This is a genomic window from Allobosea sp. GW822-FHT03F07 (assembly GCF_058801345.1).
Genome location: NZ_JBXAND010000012.1, coordinates 59,919 through 74,361, shown reverse-complemented (window position 1 = coordinate 74,361; position 14,443 = coordinate 59,919). Strand labels below are relative to the sequence as shown.

Annotated in this window: 19 protein-coding genes; 18 read left to right on the top strand and 1 reads right to left on the bottom strand. The window is 64.7% G+C overall.

What is annotated here, in order from left to right; translation table 11 throughout:
- Window positions 1-238 precede the first annotated feature (238 nt).
- A complete protein-coding gene (locus AC1RMY_RS23885) occupies window positions 239-862 on the bottom strand; it encodes a hypothetical protein (protein WP_492868840.1) in 624 nt (207 codons plus the stop codon).
- Between the two features lie 94 nt (window positions 863-956).
- Between AC1RMY_RS23885 and AC1RMY_RS23880 the strand changes: the two genes are divergently transcribed.
- The 18 genes from AC1RMY_RS23880 to AC1RMY_RS23795 all read left to right on the top strand — a co-directional run bounded on the left by AC1RMY_RS23880 (window position 957) and on the right by AC1RMY_RS23795 (window position 14,136).
- Window positions 957-1,862, top strand: coding sequence for a DUF4238 domain-containing protein (locus AC1RMY_RS23880; protein ID WP_492868838.1), 906 nt, complete (start codon window positions 957-959; stop codon window positions 1,860-1,862).
- 253 nt (window positions 1,863-2,115) lie between these two features.
- Window positions 2,116-2,565 carry a VOC family protein gene (locus tag AC1RMY_RS23875; protein ID WP_492868837.1) on the top strand — a complete coding sequence of 150 codons (450 nt, stop codon included), beginning with the start codon at window positions 2,116-2,118 and terminating at the stop codon, window positions 2,563-2,565.
- Between the two features lie 63 nt (window positions 2,566-2,628).
- The gene (locus tag AC1RMY_RS23870; protein WP_492868835.1) at window positions 2,629-2,874 is read left to right on the top strand and encodes a type II toxin-antitoxin system VapB family antitoxin; all 246 of its coding nucleotides are present in this window, start codon (window positions 2,629-2,631) and stop codon (window positions 2,872-2,874) included.
- A complete protein-coding gene (locus tag AC1RMY_RS23865) occupies window positions 2,874-3,302 on the top strand; it encodes a type II toxin-antitoxin system VapC family toxin (protein WP_492868833.1) in 429 nt (142 codons plus the stop codon). The genes AC1RMY_RS23870 and AC1RMY_RS23865 overlap by 1 nt, the downstream gene beginning before the upstream one ends.
- Window positions 3,299-4,192, top strand: coding sequence for a PfkB family carbohydrate kinase (locus tag AC1RMY_RS23860; RefSeq protein WP_492868832.1), 894 nt, complete (start codon window positions 3,299-3,301; stop codon window positions 4,190-4,192). The genes AC1RMY_RS23865 and AC1RMY_RS23860 overlap by 4 nt, the downstream gene beginning before the upstream one ends.
- A gap of 144 nt (window positions 4,193-4,336) precedes the next feature.
- Window positions 4,337-5,191 carry an urease accessory protein UreD gene (locus AC1RMY_RS23855; RefSeq protein ID WP_492868830.1) on the top strand — a complete coding sequence of 285 codons (855 nt, stop codon included), beginning with the start codon at window positions 4,337-4,339 and terminating at the stop codon, window positions 5,189-5,191.
- A gap of 7 nt (window positions 5,192-5,198) precedes the next feature.
- Window positions 5,199-5,519, top strand: coding sequence for a hypothetical protein (locus AC1RMY_RS23850; RefSeq protein ID WP_492868829.1), 321 nt, complete (start codon window positions 5,199-5,201; stop codon window positions 5,517-5,519).
- Entirely contained in the window at window positions 5,516-6,136 is a 621-nt protein-coding gene (locus AC1RMY_RS23845) for an urease subunit gamma (RefSeq protein WP_492868827.1), read from the top strand. Before AC1RMY_RS23850 ends, AC1RMY_RS23845 begins: the two co-directional genes overlap by 4 nt.
- A gap of 149 nt (window positions 6,137-6,285) precedes the next feature.
- Window positions 6,286-6,573 (top strand): AbrB/MazE/SpoVT family DNA-binding domain-containing protein, encoded by a 288-nt coding sequence (locus AC1RMY_RS23840; RefSeq protein ID WP_492868825.1) that lies wholly within the window; start codon window positions 6,286-6,288, stop codon window positions 6,571-6,573.
- Complete coding sequence (locus AC1RMY_RS23835; protein ID WP_492868823.1) at window positions 6,570-6,968, top strand: type II toxin-antitoxin system VapC family toxin; 399 nt, start codon at window positions 6,570-6,572, stop codon at window positions 6,966-6,968. The genes AC1RMY_RS23840 and AC1RMY_RS23835 overlap by 4 nt, the downstream gene beginning before the upstream one ends.
- 10 nt (window positions 6,969-6,978) lie before the next feature.
- Window positions 6,979-8,715 carry an urease subunit alpha gene (ureC, locus tag AC1RMY_RS23830; RefSeq protein WP_492868821.1) on the top strand — a complete coding sequence of 579 codons (1,737 nt, stop codon included), beginning with the start codon at window positions 6,979-6,981 and terminating at the stop codon, window positions 8,713-8,715.
- A gap of 14 nt (window positions 8,716-8,729) precedes the next feature.
- Window positions 8,730-9,506, top strand: coding sequence for an alpha/beta hydrolase (locus AC1RMY_RS23825; RefSeq protein WP_492868819.1), 777 nt, complete (start codon window positions 8,730-8,732; stop codon window positions 9,504-9,506).
- Window positions 9,507-9,703: 197 nt separating this feature from the next.
- Complete coding sequence (locus AC1RMY_RS23820) at window positions 9,704-10,414, top strand: urease accessory protein UreE (RefSeq protein ID WP_492868817.1); 711 nt, start codon at window positions 9,704-9,706, stop codon at window positions 10,412-10,414.
- A gap of 29 nt (window positions 10,415-10,443) precedes the next feature.
- Complete coding sequence (locus tag AC1RMY_RS23815) at window positions 10,444-11,118, top strand: urease accessory protein UreF (RefSeq protein ID WP_492868815.1); 675 nt, start codon at window positions 10,444-10,446, stop codon at window positions 11,116-11,118.
- A gap of 88 nt (window positions 11,119-11,206) precedes the next feature.
- Window positions 11,207-11,839 carry an urease accessory protein UreG gene (gene ureG / locus AC1RMY_RS23810; protein ID WP_492868813.1) on the top strand — a complete coding sequence of 211 codons (633 nt, stop codon included), beginning with the start codon at window positions 11,207-11,209 and terminating at the stop codon, window positions 11,837-11,839.
- A gap of 22 nt (window positions 11,840-11,861) precedes the next feature.
- A complete protein-coding gene (locus AC1RMY_RS23805) occupies window positions 11,862-12,443 on the top strand; it encodes a HupE/UreJ family protein (protein ID WP_492868811.1) in 582 nt (193 codons plus the stop codon).
- 65 nt (window positions 12,444-12,508) lie between these two features.
- Entirely contained in the window at window positions 12,509-13,093 is a 585-nt protein-coding gene (locus AC1RMY_RS23800) for an ANTAR domain-containing response regulator (RefSeq protein ID WP_327528415.1), read from the top strand.
- Window positions 13,090-14,136 (top strand): CmpA/NrtA family ABC transporter substrate-binding protein, encoded by a 1,047-nt coding sequence (locus AC1RMY_RS23795; RefSeq protein ID WP_492868810.1) that lies wholly within the window; start codon window positions 13,090-13,092, stop codon window positions 14,134-14,136. The genes AC1RMY_RS23800 and AC1RMY_RS23795 overlap by 4 nt, the downstream gene beginning before the upstream one ends.
- Window positions 14,137-14,443: the final 307 nt, after the last annotated feature.

Here is a 14,443-nt window from a genome sequence, read left to right as displayed (position 1 = left end):
CTCAACCTCCAAGGCCGAGATCAATCAATCAGAACGCCGCCACGCAGGGAATCCCGTTTATGGGTATGTGACCTAGAGTTCGGCTGCGGCATGGGCCTGCGGGCGCCACATGATTGCGGGTTTGGCCTATGTGACCGGCACCATGACGAATTGCATGACGGTCTTGGAAAACGCGTTTGGGAAGCCCGATATGGCAGGCAGTATGACATCTGGCAGCGAGTAAAGCAGAGGCTGGGCCTCACTTAGGGTCGTCCTCGAAGTGCTTATCCATGAAGACAATCCCTATGTGCGCCGGTCGAGGCGATGTCACGATAACGAGCATCGCCTTGTTCTCGACAAAGCGGACATTATCGAGTTCGCCTTTGGAATCTCGTACGCTGATTGAGCATACGTATTTGCCATTCATGCTGTGCTCTTTGAGCCATTCTGTGCCAGCAAAATAGTCCCTGATGCGCGCGCCGGGGATTGCGGCATTGGCTCGCTGGATAAATCCGCTCGTAACCTCGAACGGCACCGTTATTGTTTTCTCCGCGGGGATGAGCGTCGTCGCTTCCGACTCCCAGAAAATATGCGTCCCGTCTTGGTCGAGGCACAGAAGCTTCTTGTCGAGCGCGGCAGGAACCTTGCTGTGGTTGGTCACTGTCAGCGTTACCGACAGAACGTTTTTGGCCGCTGCGTCGATGATGATCTGAGGCCGGGGCGGAAAAAAATGGTCGAGGATGTCTTTTCCCTTGAAGCCCAGCACGCCGATAAGCCCAGCCAGGCCTGCCACAATGGCACGCATCGGGGTTACAATCCTGCCGAACCAGCCTTGGCCCTTCTTAAGCGTCCGGTATTCTCGCGGCTCCTTATTCGGCGGCATGAAGCACTCTCGTCAGGGCGCGTTGCGCGCGATTGCAGTGTGCAACTCAAGCGGGGCGCAGGCGGATTGTCGAGCGCGCTGTTAGTCTGCCTTCATGCACAACCACTATATCCCTCAGTTCTACCTCAAGCGCTGGACGGTCGATAAGAAGGTTGTCGAGTTCAGCAGGCCGAACCCGCACAGCCGGGAAGTGAAGCCTCACAGCAAGCCGACCAAGGGCACCGGGTACGAGGACGGCCTGTACGATTTCGTCGGGCTTTCGCCGGACAAGAAGCATCAACTGGAGGAAGTGTTCTTCAGGATGGTGGACAGCAGGGCGAACGACGCCCTGACACTGATGGAAGAAAACCGGGAAGTGCTGACGGGCCAGCTCCGGCAATCCTGGGTGATGTTCCTGATGTCGCTGATTGCCCGGCACCCCGACGACATACGCATGTTCAAGGCGGTCTACACGCGCGATTTCAAGCGGTTTTCAGGGGCTGAGCAGGAGCTCTACGAGAAGGCGCGTCAGGCAACCGACCCGGCAACGGCGGAGGAGTTCTTCGCCACCGTAGGGGCCACGCTGGTTGAGAACTTCGCCATGAAGAACATCCCGGAGCTTATCCAGCATGAGCGCACGGTGGTTGGCCTGATGAACATGCACTGGTCAGTGGCCGTGCCGCCTGAGCATGGGTATTTCCTGACCTCTGACCGGCCAACAATCCGAACCTTCCTCGGCCACGAAAAGAGCCACTGGATTCTGCCGATTGGCCCAAGGCGGCTTTTTATCGCTGCGGAAAACCCGAATTACGCGCGCGCCATCAGGGAAGCCGTTGCGGGGCAGGCGTGGAAGGAAGTGAACCGGCAGGTCGTCCGGCGGGCTTCGCGGTACGGATACGCCGACCACGAGCGCCATCTGCCTTTCTTTGAAAAGCACCTGAGCGCTGCGAAGGCCCCCTCGATGTTCGGGGACTTCGTGCCTGAACCGAGAAAAGCACCCCCGTTGGAGAGGGTGTCATAGCTATCGGATGGTGATGGGCGCCCGGCCTCGGCGCGTCGGAACCTCGTGAAATTCAACCTCGATGCTCGTCTGGCGGGCGTACCAGCATCACAGAGCGGTACGCTCCCTACTCGCCGGACTATCTGGCCGAGCCATGCGCTGCTATTGATAGGCTCCTTCAAGCCGTAGCGGCTGCGCGTTCCTAAGGCCTGCGTGCTTATTGCGTGCTTTTCGCTTCGGAAAAACGCAATTCTAGCAACAGGATAACGCCAAGATGCGATACCTCCACACCATGGTGCGCGTCACCGATCTCGACGCCTCGCTCGATTTCTACGTGAACAAGTTCGGGCTCATCGAGACGCGCCGGATCGAGAACGAGAAGGGCCGCTTCACGCTGGTCTTCCTGGCCGCTCCCGACGAGGTCGAGACTGTCCGCGAGCAGGGCAGCCGCGGCCGGCCGACGCTGGAGCTGACCTACAATTGGGACCCGGAAGTCTATACCGGCGGCCGCAATTTCGGCCACCTCGCCTATGAGGTCGACGACATCTACGCCACCTGCGACAAGCTGATGAAGGCCGGCGTGACGATCAACCGCCCGCCGCGCGACGGCAACATGGCGTTCGTTCGTTCGCCCGACAACATCTCCATCGAGATCCTCCAGAAGGGCGATCCCAAGCCACCGGCCGAGCCGTGGCTGAGCATGCCGAACACCGGCGCGTGGTGATCGTGCTAAATTGTCTTTGATATCACTCCCTGATATCATGGCTTGATATCAGAGGGGCGCATCATGGGAATTCTCGTCAGGGACGCGCAGATCGACCGCGACGTTCGAGAGCTTGCCGAACAGGATGGTTTGACGCTCCAAGGCGCGATCGGCCTAGCCGTCCGCCTTGAACTGGACCGGCGTGCCGAGAGGCGAAAGCTCGTCTTCGAGGCTGCCGAGAAGGCGCGCGCTCGTCTGGCGAAGTTCAATCTCAGGGACGACGGGCTGTCCCACAAGGAATTCTTCGACCGCGAATATGGCGACGCCTGATGTTTCTGGACGCTTCGGTCATCCTGGCCGTGTTGCTCAGGGAGCAGGAGGGAGATGCGGCGCTCGAGGCGATCAGCATATCCCCCCGGGTCAGATCGTCTGCCCTGGCGATTTTTGAGGCTTCGAGCCGGCTCGTCGGGCAGGGAGCGACGTTCGAAGAGGCGCTCGCCGCCGTGACTGAGTTCATTGAGGACGTTAACGGTGAGATCGTCGAACTGGGCGTACCGGCCATGAGAAGCGCCCACGCCTGTGCCGCCCGATATCATCACCTCACCGGCCACCCCGCCCGTCTCAACATGGGGGACTGCTTCGCCTATGCCGCTGCCCGGACAACCGGGCTCAAGCTCGCCTACAAGGGGAACGACTTCGTTCACACCGATATCGACGGTCTGCGCTTCGGACCGGCCGAAGCGGCATCGGACCCATGACCGGCGTCTTCTGCCTGGGCATCTCGACGCTCGACTATGTCTACAGTGTCGAGACCATGCCGACGCGTGGTGAGAAGTATCGCTCGAAGGGGCTGGCGGTGGTCGGGGGCGGCTGCGCCGGCAATGCCTCCGTCGCGATCGCCCGGCTCGGCGGCCGCTGCTGGCTCGCGACTCGCCTCGCCGACGACCTGACCGGCGACCAGATCGTCGCCGATCTGGCGAGCGAAGGCGTCGAGACTAGCTTCGCCCGGCGCGTTCCCGGCCTGCGCTCGCCGGTCTCGGCCATTCTGGTCGATGCGCAGGGCGAGCGCATGGTCATCTCCTATTCCGATCCGCAGATGCCGGAGGACACCGGCTGGCTGCCCACATCCCTGCCGGACGGCGCGCGCGCCGTGCTCACCGATACGCGCTGGGGCGAGGGCGCGCTCGCCGCGCTGCGGCTGGCGCGGCAAGCCGGCGTGCCCGGTGTTCTGGACGGCGACCGCAAGCCGCCCCATCCCGATCTCGTCGGCACGGCCAGCCATGTCGCCTTCAGCGCCCAGGCGCTGCGTGAGCTTTCCGGCGAGGACGATCCCCGTGCGGGCCTCGCCCGTGTCGCGCGCGAAGGCCCGACCTGGCTCGCCGTGACGCTCGGCCAGGAGGGCGTGCTGTTCATCGAGAACGGCGATGTCGCTCATATCCCGGCCTTCGTGGTCGAGACCGTCGATACGCTCGGCGCCGGCGACGTCTGGCATGGCGCTTTCGCCCTGGCCTTGGCGGAAGGGCAGGGCGAGCGCGCGGCGATCCGCTTCGCCTCGGCGGCGGCTGCGATCAAATGCACCCGTTTCGGCGGGCGCGCCGGCGCGCCGCGTCGCCCTGAGATCGAGGCTTTCCTCGAAGAGCGCGCGTGAACGCGGATAGTCCGTGAGTTGCCCATAATTTAGGCGCGCGAGCGGGCGCAGGCCCTTGCCCGGCAAACGGCTGCGCGGAAGATTGCAGAGAATTCGTCCATGTCTTTGCCTTCTTCGCCTTTCCGGCTTGCCTTGGGATCTTCGATGTTCGCGCCGCCTCTCCCGGCCGCCAGTGATCCGCTTCTGCCGGCCTATGTCCGGGCGGCTGGCGGCGTGCGGCTGCGCTTCGCGCGTGTCGGCGGGCAGACCCATCGCCTGGATGTGGCGGAATCCGGCGGCTACCGCGCCCGTTTTCCGACGACCTTCGATGCGACCAGCGAGGCCGTGCTGATCAACACCGGCGGCGGCATGGCCGGCGGCGACGCCATGAGCGTGAATATCGAGCTGGAGGCCGGCAGCGACGCGATCGTCACCACCCAGGCGGCGGAGAAGATCTATCGCAGCCAGGGTTCCGATACGCGCATCGATACGGCGCTGTCGGTCGGCGAAGGCGCAAGCCTCGCCTGGCTGCCGCAGGAAAGCATCCTGTTCTCGGGGGCGCGGCTCGCTCGCAGCCTGATCGTCGATCTGGCCCCCGATGCCCAGTTCGTCGCCTGCGAAACCGTCTTCTTCGGCCGCACTGCCATGGGCGAGACGATGCTGCGCGGCGCGCTGCGCGACCGCTGGCGCATCCGCCGCGAGGGCAGGCTCATCTTCGCCGAGGATCTGCGGCTCGAAGGTGCCGTGGCCGATACGCTGGCGCGGCAGGCGCTCGGCGCCGGCGCTCGTGCCACAGCCACGCTGATCGCTGCCGGCAGCGACCTTCAGGGCAGTTTGGAGCATGTCCGCGCCCTTGCCGTAGAGGACGCCCTCGGTGCCGTCGAACTCGGCGCCGGCATCGTCTCGGACCTCCTCGTGATCCGCCTGCTCTCTCCCGATGCCCAGGCGCTGCGTCGCGTGCTCGTCACGCTGCTCGGGCATCTGACCGGCCGTGCGCTGCCGCGCACCTGGTCAACTTGAGGAGAGCATGATGCTGGCGATCCACGGTTTGAAATGCATCTACGACACCGGCGCGCGGGGCTGGGCCATCGAACTCGCTTTGAGCGCGGAAGGCGAGGATGCCGTCCGCCGCTTCGAGGTCGATGGTCCCGACGATGCGGAAATGCTGATCGAGGCTTTCGAGGAATCCACCTCCAGCGCCTTCGATCCGGCGACGGGGGAGATCGTTTTCGCCTATGAATATGCCGATCTCGGCATCGAGGAAGACGAGGACGCCGAGCACGAGGACGGTGAAGACGAAGTCTCCGAGAACGAGACTTCCGGGGATGAGAAGAAGGGCAAGCAATGAATCTGACGCCGCGCGAAAAGGACAAGCTGCTCGTCGCCATGGCCGCCATGGTGGCGCGGCGCAGGCTGGAGCGCGGCGTCAAGCTCAACTATCCCGAAGCCGTCGCGCTCATCACCGACTTCGTCGTCGAGGGGGCGCGGGACGGCCGATCGGTCGCCGACCTCATGCAGGCCGGCGCCCATGTCGTCAGTGCCGACCAAGTCATGGACGGCATCGCCGAACTCATCCACGACGTCCAGGTCGAGGCGACCTTTCCGGACGGCACCAAGCTCGTCACGGTGCATGAGCCGATCCGCGGCTCGACCGGCCGGCTGAAGCCCGGCGAGGTAACGACCCTGCCGGGCGACCTCGTCATGAACGAGGGCCGCGAAAGCGTGAGCTTGACGGTGTCGAACACTGGCGACCGGCCGATCCAGATCGGTTCGCACTACCATTTCTTCGAAGCCAACCCGGCGCTCTCCTTCGAGCGCGACAGGGCGCGCGGTTTTCGGCTCGATATCCCGGCCGGGACGGCGGTGCGCTTCGAGCCGGGCCAGACCCGCGAGGTCAGGCTGGTCGCGCTCGCCGGCAAGCGCGAGGTGTACGGGTTTCGGCAAGAGGTGATGGGGAAATTGTGACGCAAGCCGAAGCGCCCGCGGCGTGTTCGCCCGGTTCGGTTTCCGCTTTCCACAAGTGAGGCGGTCCAATGCTGCGATGCCGGGACTGGCGAAACTCCTTACTTTGTGCGATAAGTAAGGAGCTTCATTCGTTGTAAGGAGGAAGCCAAATGTCCAGCTTCATCGCCAAAGTGACCTCGAAGGGTCAACTGACGATTCCGGCAGAACTTCGCCGCGAATGGAAGCTTGCAGCCGGCGACACTGTCGCGTTCACGCGGATGCATGACGGCACTGTCCGGGTCTGGCCGCGGAACCTGCCGGCCACCGCGATCTGCGGCATGCTCGCGCATCTCAAGAGCGATCCCGCCTATGAAAGCGACGACGATGCCATCATGGACCAGATCCTCGAAGACGACGACCGGACCAAGACGGCCCGCAATCGACCGCACGCAGCGTGATTGGTCTCGATTCAAACGTTCTGCTTCGAGCCGTTCTGAGCGATGATCCGGTCCAATCGCCGTCGGCGAACGCGCTGATCGCGACACTGTCGGCCGACAGGCCCGGTTACATCAATCTCGTGGTCCTGGCGGAGTTTACATGGACGCTCCGGCGGAAGGGCAAGGCCAGGCCACAGGAGATCGCTGCTGTCGTGACGACGCTGCTTCGAAGCTCGGCCTACGTATTCGAGGCGCCGGAACTCGTCGTCCGCGCGGTCGAACTGTCTGAACATGGATATGGCTTCAACGATGCGCTTATCGGGGTCGTCAATCGGCACGCCGGATGCATAGAGACCGCGACTTTCGATAAGGGCGCTCCAACGGACGCCGGATTTTCGCTCTTGTCCAGAATCTGAGGCCTGGCCCATGCCCTTCAATTTCCCGCGCAACGCCTATGCCGCGATGTTCGGCCCCACCACCGGCGACACGGTGCGGCTCGGCGACACCGAACTCGTCATCAAGGTCGAGAAGGACTTCACCACCTATGGCGAGGAGGTGAAGTTCGGTGGCGGCAAGGTCATCCGCGACGGCATGGGCCAGTCGCAGGTGACGAATGCCGAGGGCGCGGTCGACACCGTCATCACCAACGCGCTGATCCTCGACCATTGGGGCATCGTGAAGGCTGATATCGGCATCAGGGCGGGGCGCATCTGTGCCATCGGCAAGGCCGGCAACCCCGACATCCAGAGCGGCTTCGGCAATTTCGACCCCACCGAGACGATCATCGTCGGTCCGGGCACCGAGGTCATCGCCGGCGAGGGCAAGATCATCACGGCCGGCGGCTTCGACAGCCATATCCACTACATCTGCCCGCAGCAGATCGAGGACGCGCTGATGAGCGGCCTCACCACCATGCTCGGCGGTGGCACCGGCCCGGCCCATGGCACGCTGGCGACGACCTGCACGCCCGGCCCCTGGCATCTCGGCCAGATGATCAAGGCAGCCGATGCCTTCCCGATGAACCTCGCCTTCGCCGGCAAGGGCAATGCGGCGCTCCCTGGCGCTCTCGTCGAGATGGTCGAGGCCGGCGCCTGTGCGCTCAAGCTGCACGAGGACTGGGGTACGACCCCGGCGGCGATCGACAACTGCCTCTCGGTAGCCGACGACTACGACGTGCAGGTGATGATCCACACCGACACGCTGAACGAGTCCGGCTTCGTCGAGGACACGATCAAGGCCTTCAAGAACCGCACCATCCACGCCTTCCATACGGAGGGCGCCGGCGGTGGCCATGCTCCCGACATCATGAAGGTGGCGGGGCTGCCGAACGTGCTGCCCTCGTCGACGAACCCGACCCGGCCCTTCACGGTGAATACGCTCGACGAGCATCTCGACATGCTGATGGTCTGCCATCATTTGTCGCCCTCGATTCCCGAGGATCTCGCCTTCGCCGAGAGCCGCATCCGCAAGGAGACCATTGCCGCTGAGGACATCCTGCATGATCTCGGTGCGCTCTCGATGATGTCGTCGGATTCGCAGGCCATGGGCCGCATCGGCGAGGTCATCACCCGCACCTGGCAGACCGCGCACAAGATGAAGGTCCAGCGCGGTTCGCTGCCGCAGGATGTCGGCACGGGCGCCGACAACTTCCGCGCCAAGCGTTATGTCGCGAAATACACGATCAACCCGGCGATCTCGCACGGCATCTCGCGCCATATCGGCTCGATCGAGGTCGGTAAGCTGGCCGATCTGGTGATGTGGTCGCCGGCCTTCTTCGCCACCAAGCCCGACCTCGTCATCAAGGGCGGCATGATCGCAGCCGCCCCGATGGGCGACCCGAACGCCTCGATCCCGACGCCGCAGCCGGTGCATTACCGGCCGATGTTCGGCGCCTTCGGCAAGGCTGTGACCTCGACCTCGCTGGTCTTCGTCTCGCAGGCGGCGATGGCGAACGGGCTGAAGAACCGGCTCGGCACCGAGAAGGAGATGGTCGCGGTCGAGAACACCCGCGGCGGCATCTCCAAGAAGAGCATGATCCACAACGACGCCACGCCGGACATCCAGATCGACCCGGAAACCTATGCGGTGGTGGCGGATGGCGAACTGCTCGTCTGCGAACCGGCGAAGGAACTGCCGCTGGCGCAGCGCTACTTCCTGTTTTGAAACGCCGGTCTCCGATGCTGTTTCTGCGGGTCGATCGCAACATGGTGATGAGCCTGTCGATGGCCGCCTTCCTGTTGGTCTTCTCCGTCCCCGCATGGGCCTGTGTCGGCGGGGATGATTGTGTGAACGGTCTGGTTTTCAAGCATTATGTTTCGGCTGGGCCCGCGGCCGACACGATGGCTGTCTTCCTGCACGGCGACGTGTCCAGCGGTCGCAATGGCGACTACATGCTGAGCTCGGCGCAGAAATTCGTCAAAGACGTTCCCGGGGCTCATGCGGTGGTTCTGCTGAGACCCGGCTATTTCGACCGCGACAATCGCACGAGCGAAGGGTCTGATTGTGGTCGCCGAGACTGCTACACGAAGCAGGTCGTTGCGACCGTTGCAGACGCCATGGCACAGTTGAAGGCCCGGTTCGGGGCGAAGGCTGTACTGGCATTGGGGCACTCGGGCGGTTCGGCGATCCTCGCAAACGTCTTGGCCAGCCGCCCGGATCTGATCGATGGCGCGGTGTTGACGTCCTGTCCCTGCGACATTCGCGCTTGGAAACCCCATTGGACCAGCAGCCTGTCGCCGCTCGATGGCGTCGCAGGCGTCGCCAGGACGACCCGCGTGATCGCGATCACGGGTAGGGACGACGACAATACAGTCCCGTTGATCGCGCAGCGCTATGTCGAGGCGCTCAGAGCCCGGGGGCGGGATGCGAAGTTCGTCACTGTCGACGGCACACACGACTACCGGTCTGTCCGCGACAGGGGACTGGAGGCCCTCTCGTCCCTGACGCTTCGATAAGCGCATGAGCGGCTGCATGTCGTTTCTCTCTTGTCCAGCGCGGGCGTATCCGTCCGACATCATTGCCCATTGGCTTGAGCTGACGCGTGAGAGCGTGGCCGCTTTAGGCTTGCGTCGCGGCGCCTCCGGTGATCGAAGTGGTCGAACCACGGTCGATCGACCGCCTCTGATCCTTAATCTGTCACGGACGTTTCATCATGCTTCGCGCCATCTCCGTCGTTCGCAAGGCCGCCGTCAGGCAAGACCGCGTCGTGGATTCGCTGACGCTGGACCATGACGACCGCAACCGCCGCCGCCTCGCGCTCAAGGCCGATGGCGGCCTCGACATCCTGCTCGATCTCGACAAGGCGACGGCGCTCGGCGACGGCGACGCCGTGAAGCTGGAGGACGGCCGGCTCGTCCTGATCAAGGCCGCGCCGCAGAGCCTGCTCGAGATCCGTGCCGAGAATCCGCTGCGGCTGATGCGCGTCGCCTGGCATATCGGCAACCGTCACACCCCGGCCGAGATCACCGCCGACGCGATCTATATCGAGAACGACCATGTCCTCGCCGAAATGGTGCGCGGGCAGGGCTGCGCGATGAACGCCGTGATGCGGCCGTTCCAGCCCGAGCGTGGCGCCTACGACCACGACCACGCCAATTGTGACCATCCCAGCCACGATCACGGCCATCACGGCCACGACCATCATGGTCATGACCATCAGGGGCACGATCACGCCCACGCTCATCATCACGCCCACGCACATGGCGAGCACGGCCATTCCCATGGCCACGCAGAGGCCCACGCCCATAGCCACGCCCACGCGCATGGCGACGCCTGCGGCTGCGGGCATGACCATGGCCATCACGATCACGGCCACAAGCACGGCGCCGAGCACGGCCACAAGGGCCATACGCACGACCATTGAGTGGTGCCGGCAGTACTGAGCGAATAGGCATGGCGGCCCATCTGCCCCTGATGATCTGGCTGTCGCCGTCCTTCCCGGTCGGCGCCTTCGCCTATTCGCATGGCGTCGAATGGGCCTTCCTAAACGGCGACCTGCATGATGCCGCGACATTGCGGGATTGGCTGGACGCCCTCGTCGCCCATGGCTCGCTACGCAACGACCTGATCCTGTTCGCGTGCGCCGCCCGAGCCGTCGAGGCGAACGACGATGTCGCGCTGGCCGAGATCGCGGAGCTCGCGCTGGCGCTGGCGAACTCCGCCGAGCGGCGGCTCGAGACCGTGACACAGGGCAATGCCTTCATCACTGCGTTGCGTGCCGCCTGGCCCTGCGCCGCGATCGATCGTCTCAAGACGATCTGGAACGGCGACGTCGCCTATCCGCTGGCTGTGGCGACCGCCAGCGCCGGTCACGGCCTGCCGCTGGCTGCGTCGCTGGAGGCTTATGGCCTCGCCTTCATCGCCAATCTCGTCTCGGCCTCCGTCCGGCTCGGCATCGTCGGCCAGACCGACGGGCAGAAGGTCACCGCGGCGCTGGTTCCGGCGGTTCAAGTCGCCGCCGCCGCGGCCGAGCCGGCGACACTGGACGATCTCGGCGGTTGCGCGCTGCGCTCGGATATCGCCTCGCTGCGTCATGAGACGCAGTATTCGCGCCTGTTCCGGTCGTGAGCGCGGCGCGCGACTTGCACAGCCGTTCCCTGCTTTGTCCTGCCGCTCCAGCCGGCTAATCTGTCCTGCTGCTCAAGGGATTCTCAAGATGTCACGCTCTCCCCATGGTCCGCTTCGCGTCGGCATCGGCGGCCCCGTCGGCTCGGGCAAGACCGCGCTGATGGAGGTGCTCTGCAAGCGCATGCGCGACACCTACGACCTCTGCGCCATCACCAACGACATCTACACCAAAGAGGATGCCCGGCTGCTGACGGTCGCTGGTGCGCTGCCGCAGGAGCGCATCATGGGCGTCGAGACCGGCGGCTGCCCCCATACGGCGATCCGCGAGGACTGCTCGATCAACCTCGCAGCGGTCGAGGAGATGCGTGGCAAATTCCCGAAGCTCGACCTGATCCTGATCGAATCCGGCGGTGACAACCTCGCGGCGACGTTTTCGCCCGAACTGGCCGATCTGACGATCTACGTGATCGACGTCGCCGCAGGCGAGAAGATCCCGCGCAAGGGCGGCCCAGGCATCACCCGCTCGGACCTCCTTGTCATCAACAAGACCGATCTCGCCCCTCATGTCGGCGCGGATCTTGCAGTCATGGATCGCGATTCAAAGGCGATGCGCGGCAAGCGCCCCTTCGTCTTCACCAACACGAAGGCCGGCGAAGGCGTCGATGCGGTGGTGGATTTCATCGAGATGGCGGGCGGCTTGCGTGCCGCGCCGGCGGCGTGACAGACGGCGACAGGAGACGACGATGCGGACGGTTGTGAAGCGGATGGGCGCGGTTCTGACGGCGGCGGCCTTTGCCGGCCCGGCGATGGCGCATACGGGTGTGGGTGCGGTCCATGGCTTCGGTGCGGGCCTGCTGCATCCGCTCTTCGGTCTCGACCATGTCCTTGCCATGGTTGCCGTCGGTCTCTGGGCCGGGCTCGTCGGCGGCAAGGCGCGCCTGGTCTATCCGCTCGCCTTCGTCGCGATGATGGTGGTTGCAGGGCTCTGGGGCATGTCGGGCGCGGCGCTTCCGGGCGTCGAGATCGGCATCGCCGTCTCGGTCATCGTGCTCGGGCTAGCAGTCGCCCTCAAGGCCACCCCGCCCTTGGCGGCAGGTGCGGCGGCCTGCGCCATCTTCGCGATCTTCCACGGCCATGCCCATGGCGCGGAACTGCCTGATGGCGCAGGCGCCTTCGGCTATGCGGCCGGTTTCGTGCTGGCGACGGCCGCGCTGCACGGCGTCGGCCTCGTGCTTGCCGAAATGCTGGCGCAGCGTGCGCCGTTGCTGGCGCGGGTCGCCGGTGGCGGGCTGGTGCTGGCCGGCGTCGCCATTCTCGCCGGCTAGGAGAAGGTCTCGCGGCAGCCGGGCGGTGCTCTGCGAGCCCATTAGGTTCCCCCCGGTCGCGGATCATGAGGCCCGATCTGAAAATCCTGATCGTCGACGCCAATCCGGTGCGCGCGGCCATCATCGACGAGGGCTTGCGCGAAGCCGGATTCACCGACCTCGTCCGCATCGGCGCTACACATGGGCTCGTCGCGGCGATCGAGACGCATGACCCCGACGTGGTCGTCATCGATCTCGAGGACCCCAGCCGCGATGCGCTGGCCGACATGTTCCTGGTCAGCCGCCATGTGAAGCGGCCGATCACCATGTTCGTCGACCAGTCGGATTCGGCCTCGATCGAGGCCGCGGTCGAGGCCGGCGTCTCGGCCTACATCGTCGACGGGCTCAAGAAGGAGCGCATGCAGCCGATCCTTCAGACCTGTATCAGCCGCTTCAACGCCTTCCGCAAGCTGCGCGAGGAACTCGACGAGGCCCGCTCCCAGCTCGAGGAGCGCAAGCTGGTCGACAAGGCCAAGGGCATCGTCATGCGCATGAAGAACCTGTCGGAGGACGAGGCCTATGCACTGCTTCGGCGCACGGCGATGAACGAGAAGCGCAAGCTCGTCGATATCGCGCGTTCGATCATCACGGCGGCGGAGGTGTTCAAGTGACCCTGCACTTGCGTGTCGGCTTCATGCCGCTGGTCGATTGTGCGCTCGTCGTGCTTGCGAAGGACGAAGGCTTCGCCGAGGCCGAGGGGCTCAATCTCGAACTGGTGCGCGAGGTCTCCTGGTCCAATCTGCGCGACAAGCTCAATGTCCGCCTGCTCGACGCCGCTCATATGCTGGGACCCGCTGCCATTGCCGCCACGCTCGGCGTCGGTGGGGTCAAGGCGCCGATGGCGGTGCCGCTGGCGCTCAACCTGGACGGGGCGGCGATCACCGTTTCCGTGCGCCGCTACGAGGAACTGGCGCGGCTCGCCGAGGGCGACATGGCCGACACCGCGGTCTCGGCGAGGGCGTTGGCCGCGATGGTTGCGCGGCGCAAGGCGTCCGGCCTGCCGCCGCTGACACTCGCCGCGGTCTTCGGTTTCTCTAGCCACACCTATCTGATCTGCCAGTGGCTGGCCAAGGCCGGGCTCGCGCTCGGCACGGATGTCCGTTTCGAGGTCGTGCCGCCGCCGCAGACGGTCGAGGCCCTGACGAGCGGGCGCGTCGACGGCTTCTGCGCCGGCGCCCCCTGGAACGCTGCGGCCGTTTCCGCGGGCGTCGGCGCGATGGTCCATACAAGCACTGATCTGCGGCGCGACTGTCCGGACAAGGTACTGGCCTGGCAGGCCGACGATGTCGAGCGCCGGCCGGCGGCGGTGCGCAGGCTGACGGCGGCGATCCTGCGGGCGAGCGAATGGGCCTGCGATCCCACCAATATCCCGCGCTTCGCCAGGCATCTCTCGGCGCCGGACAGGCTCGCCTTGCCGGTCGAGATTCTTGAGCCGGTCCTGCAATTCAGCCTGCTGCAAGGGGCTGGGCGGCCGCCCCGGCACGTCGAACGCTTCATCCGCTTCGACCGCGCTGCATTGCGGCCGCAGCCTAGCCATGCTGACTGGATTCTGGAGGGGATGGAGAGGGCCGGGCAGATCGTCCGCACACCCGCAATGACCGAGCAGGCGAGGGCGGTTTATCGGCCTGCCTATTTTCCAGGCAGCGCGGACTAATCAGCAGATTTGCAAAAATATCGTGCAATTGCGATCATTTTGTGCGACGCGGGATGAGCTTTCGCATGGCCGCCCCGCGCTGTCGTCATGGGCTAACTTATTGTAATTCCAGATTTCTCTCTGGCGATCGGCGGTTGGCACGATCCTTGTAAGGAATGCTGCAACGCGGCCAACGCTGCCCGCGTCATCCTCCGAACCGGAATGCACAGCAACGCCGCTGTCGAAAGGTGCCCTTGGGGCGCGTTTCGCGCGGCGTTTTTCGTGTTCGGCGGCTGGCAGGCCGATTCATATCCACACCGAGAGGCGA

What these genes read in the sequence shown, in the direction of transcription:
- AC1RMY_RS23885 (WP_492868840.1), bottom strand. Translation starts at nt 862, where the DNA reads ATGCCGCCGAATAAGGAGCCGCGAGAATACCGGACGCTTAAGAAGGGC.
- AC1RMY_RS23880 (WP_492868838.1), top strand. Translation starts at nt 957, where the DNA reads ATGCACAACCACTATATCCCTCAGTTCTACCTCAAGCGCTGGACGGTC.
- AC1RMY_RS23875 (WP_492868837.1), top strand. Translation starts at nt 2,116, where the DNA reads ATGCGATACCTCCACACCATGGTGCGCGTCACCGATCTCGACGCCTCG.
- AC1RMY_RS23870 (WP_492868835.1), top strand. Translation starts at nt 2,629, where the DNA reads ATGGGAATTCTCGTCAGGGACGCGCAGATCGACCGCGACGTTCGAGAG.
- AC1RMY_RS23865 (WP_492868833.1), top strand. Translation starts at nt 2,874, where the DNA reads ATGTTTCTGGACGCTTCGGTCATCCTGGCCGTGTTGCTCAGGGAGCAG.
- AC1RMY_RS23860 (WP_492868832.1), top strand. Translation starts at nt 3,299, where the DNA reads ATGACCGGCGTCTTCTGCCTGGGCATCTCGACGCTCGACTATGTCTAC.
- AC1RMY_RS23855 (WP_492868830.1), top strand. Translation starts at nt 4,337, where the DNA reads ATGTTCGCGCCGCCTCTCCCGGCCGCCAGTGATCCGCTTCTGCCGGCC.
- AC1RMY_RS23850 (WP_492868829.1), top strand. Translation starts at nt 5,199, where the DNA reads ATGATGCTGGCGATCCACGGTTTGAAATGCATCTACGACACCGGCGCG.
- AC1RMY_RS23845 (WP_492868827.1), top strand. Translation starts at nt 5,516, where the DNA reads ATGAATCTGACGCCGCGCGAAAAGGACAAGCTGCTCGTCGCCATGGCC.
- AC1RMY_RS23840 (WP_492868825.1), top strand. Translation starts at nt 6,286, where the DNA reads ATGTCCAGCTTCATCGCCAAAGTGACCTCGAAGGGTCAACTGACGATT.
- ureC (WP_492868821.1), top strand. Translation starts at nt 6,979, where the DNA reads ATGCCCTTCAATTTCCCGCGCAACGCCTATGCCGCGATGTTCGGCCCC.
- AC1RMY_RS23825 (WP_492868819.1), top strand. Translation starts at nt 8,730, where the DNA reads ATGCTGTTTCTGCGGGTCGATCGCAACATGGTGATGAGCCTGTCGATG.
- AC1RMY_RS23820 (WP_492868817.1), top strand. Translation starts at nt 9,704, where the DNA reads ATGCTTCGCGCCATCTCCGTCGTTCGCAAGGCCGCCGTCAGGCAAGAC.
- AC1RMY_RS23815 (WP_492868815.1), top strand. Translation starts at nt 10,444, where the DNA reads ATGGCGGCCCATCTGCCCCTGATGATCTGGCTGTCGCCGTCCTTCCCG.
- ureG (WP_492868813.1), top strand. Translation starts at nt 11,207, where the DNA reads ATGTCACGCTCTCCCCATGGTCCGCTTCGCGTCGGCATCGGCGGCCCC.
- AC1RMY_RS23805 (WP_492868811.1), top strand. Translation starts at nt 11,862, where the DNA reads ATGCGGACGGTTGTGAAGCGGATGGGCGCGGTTCTGACGGCGGCGGCC.
- AC1RMY_RS23800 (WP_327528415.1), top strand. Translation starts at nt 12,509, where the DNA reads ATGAGGCCCGATCTGAAAATCCTGATCGTCGACGCCAATCCGGTGCGC.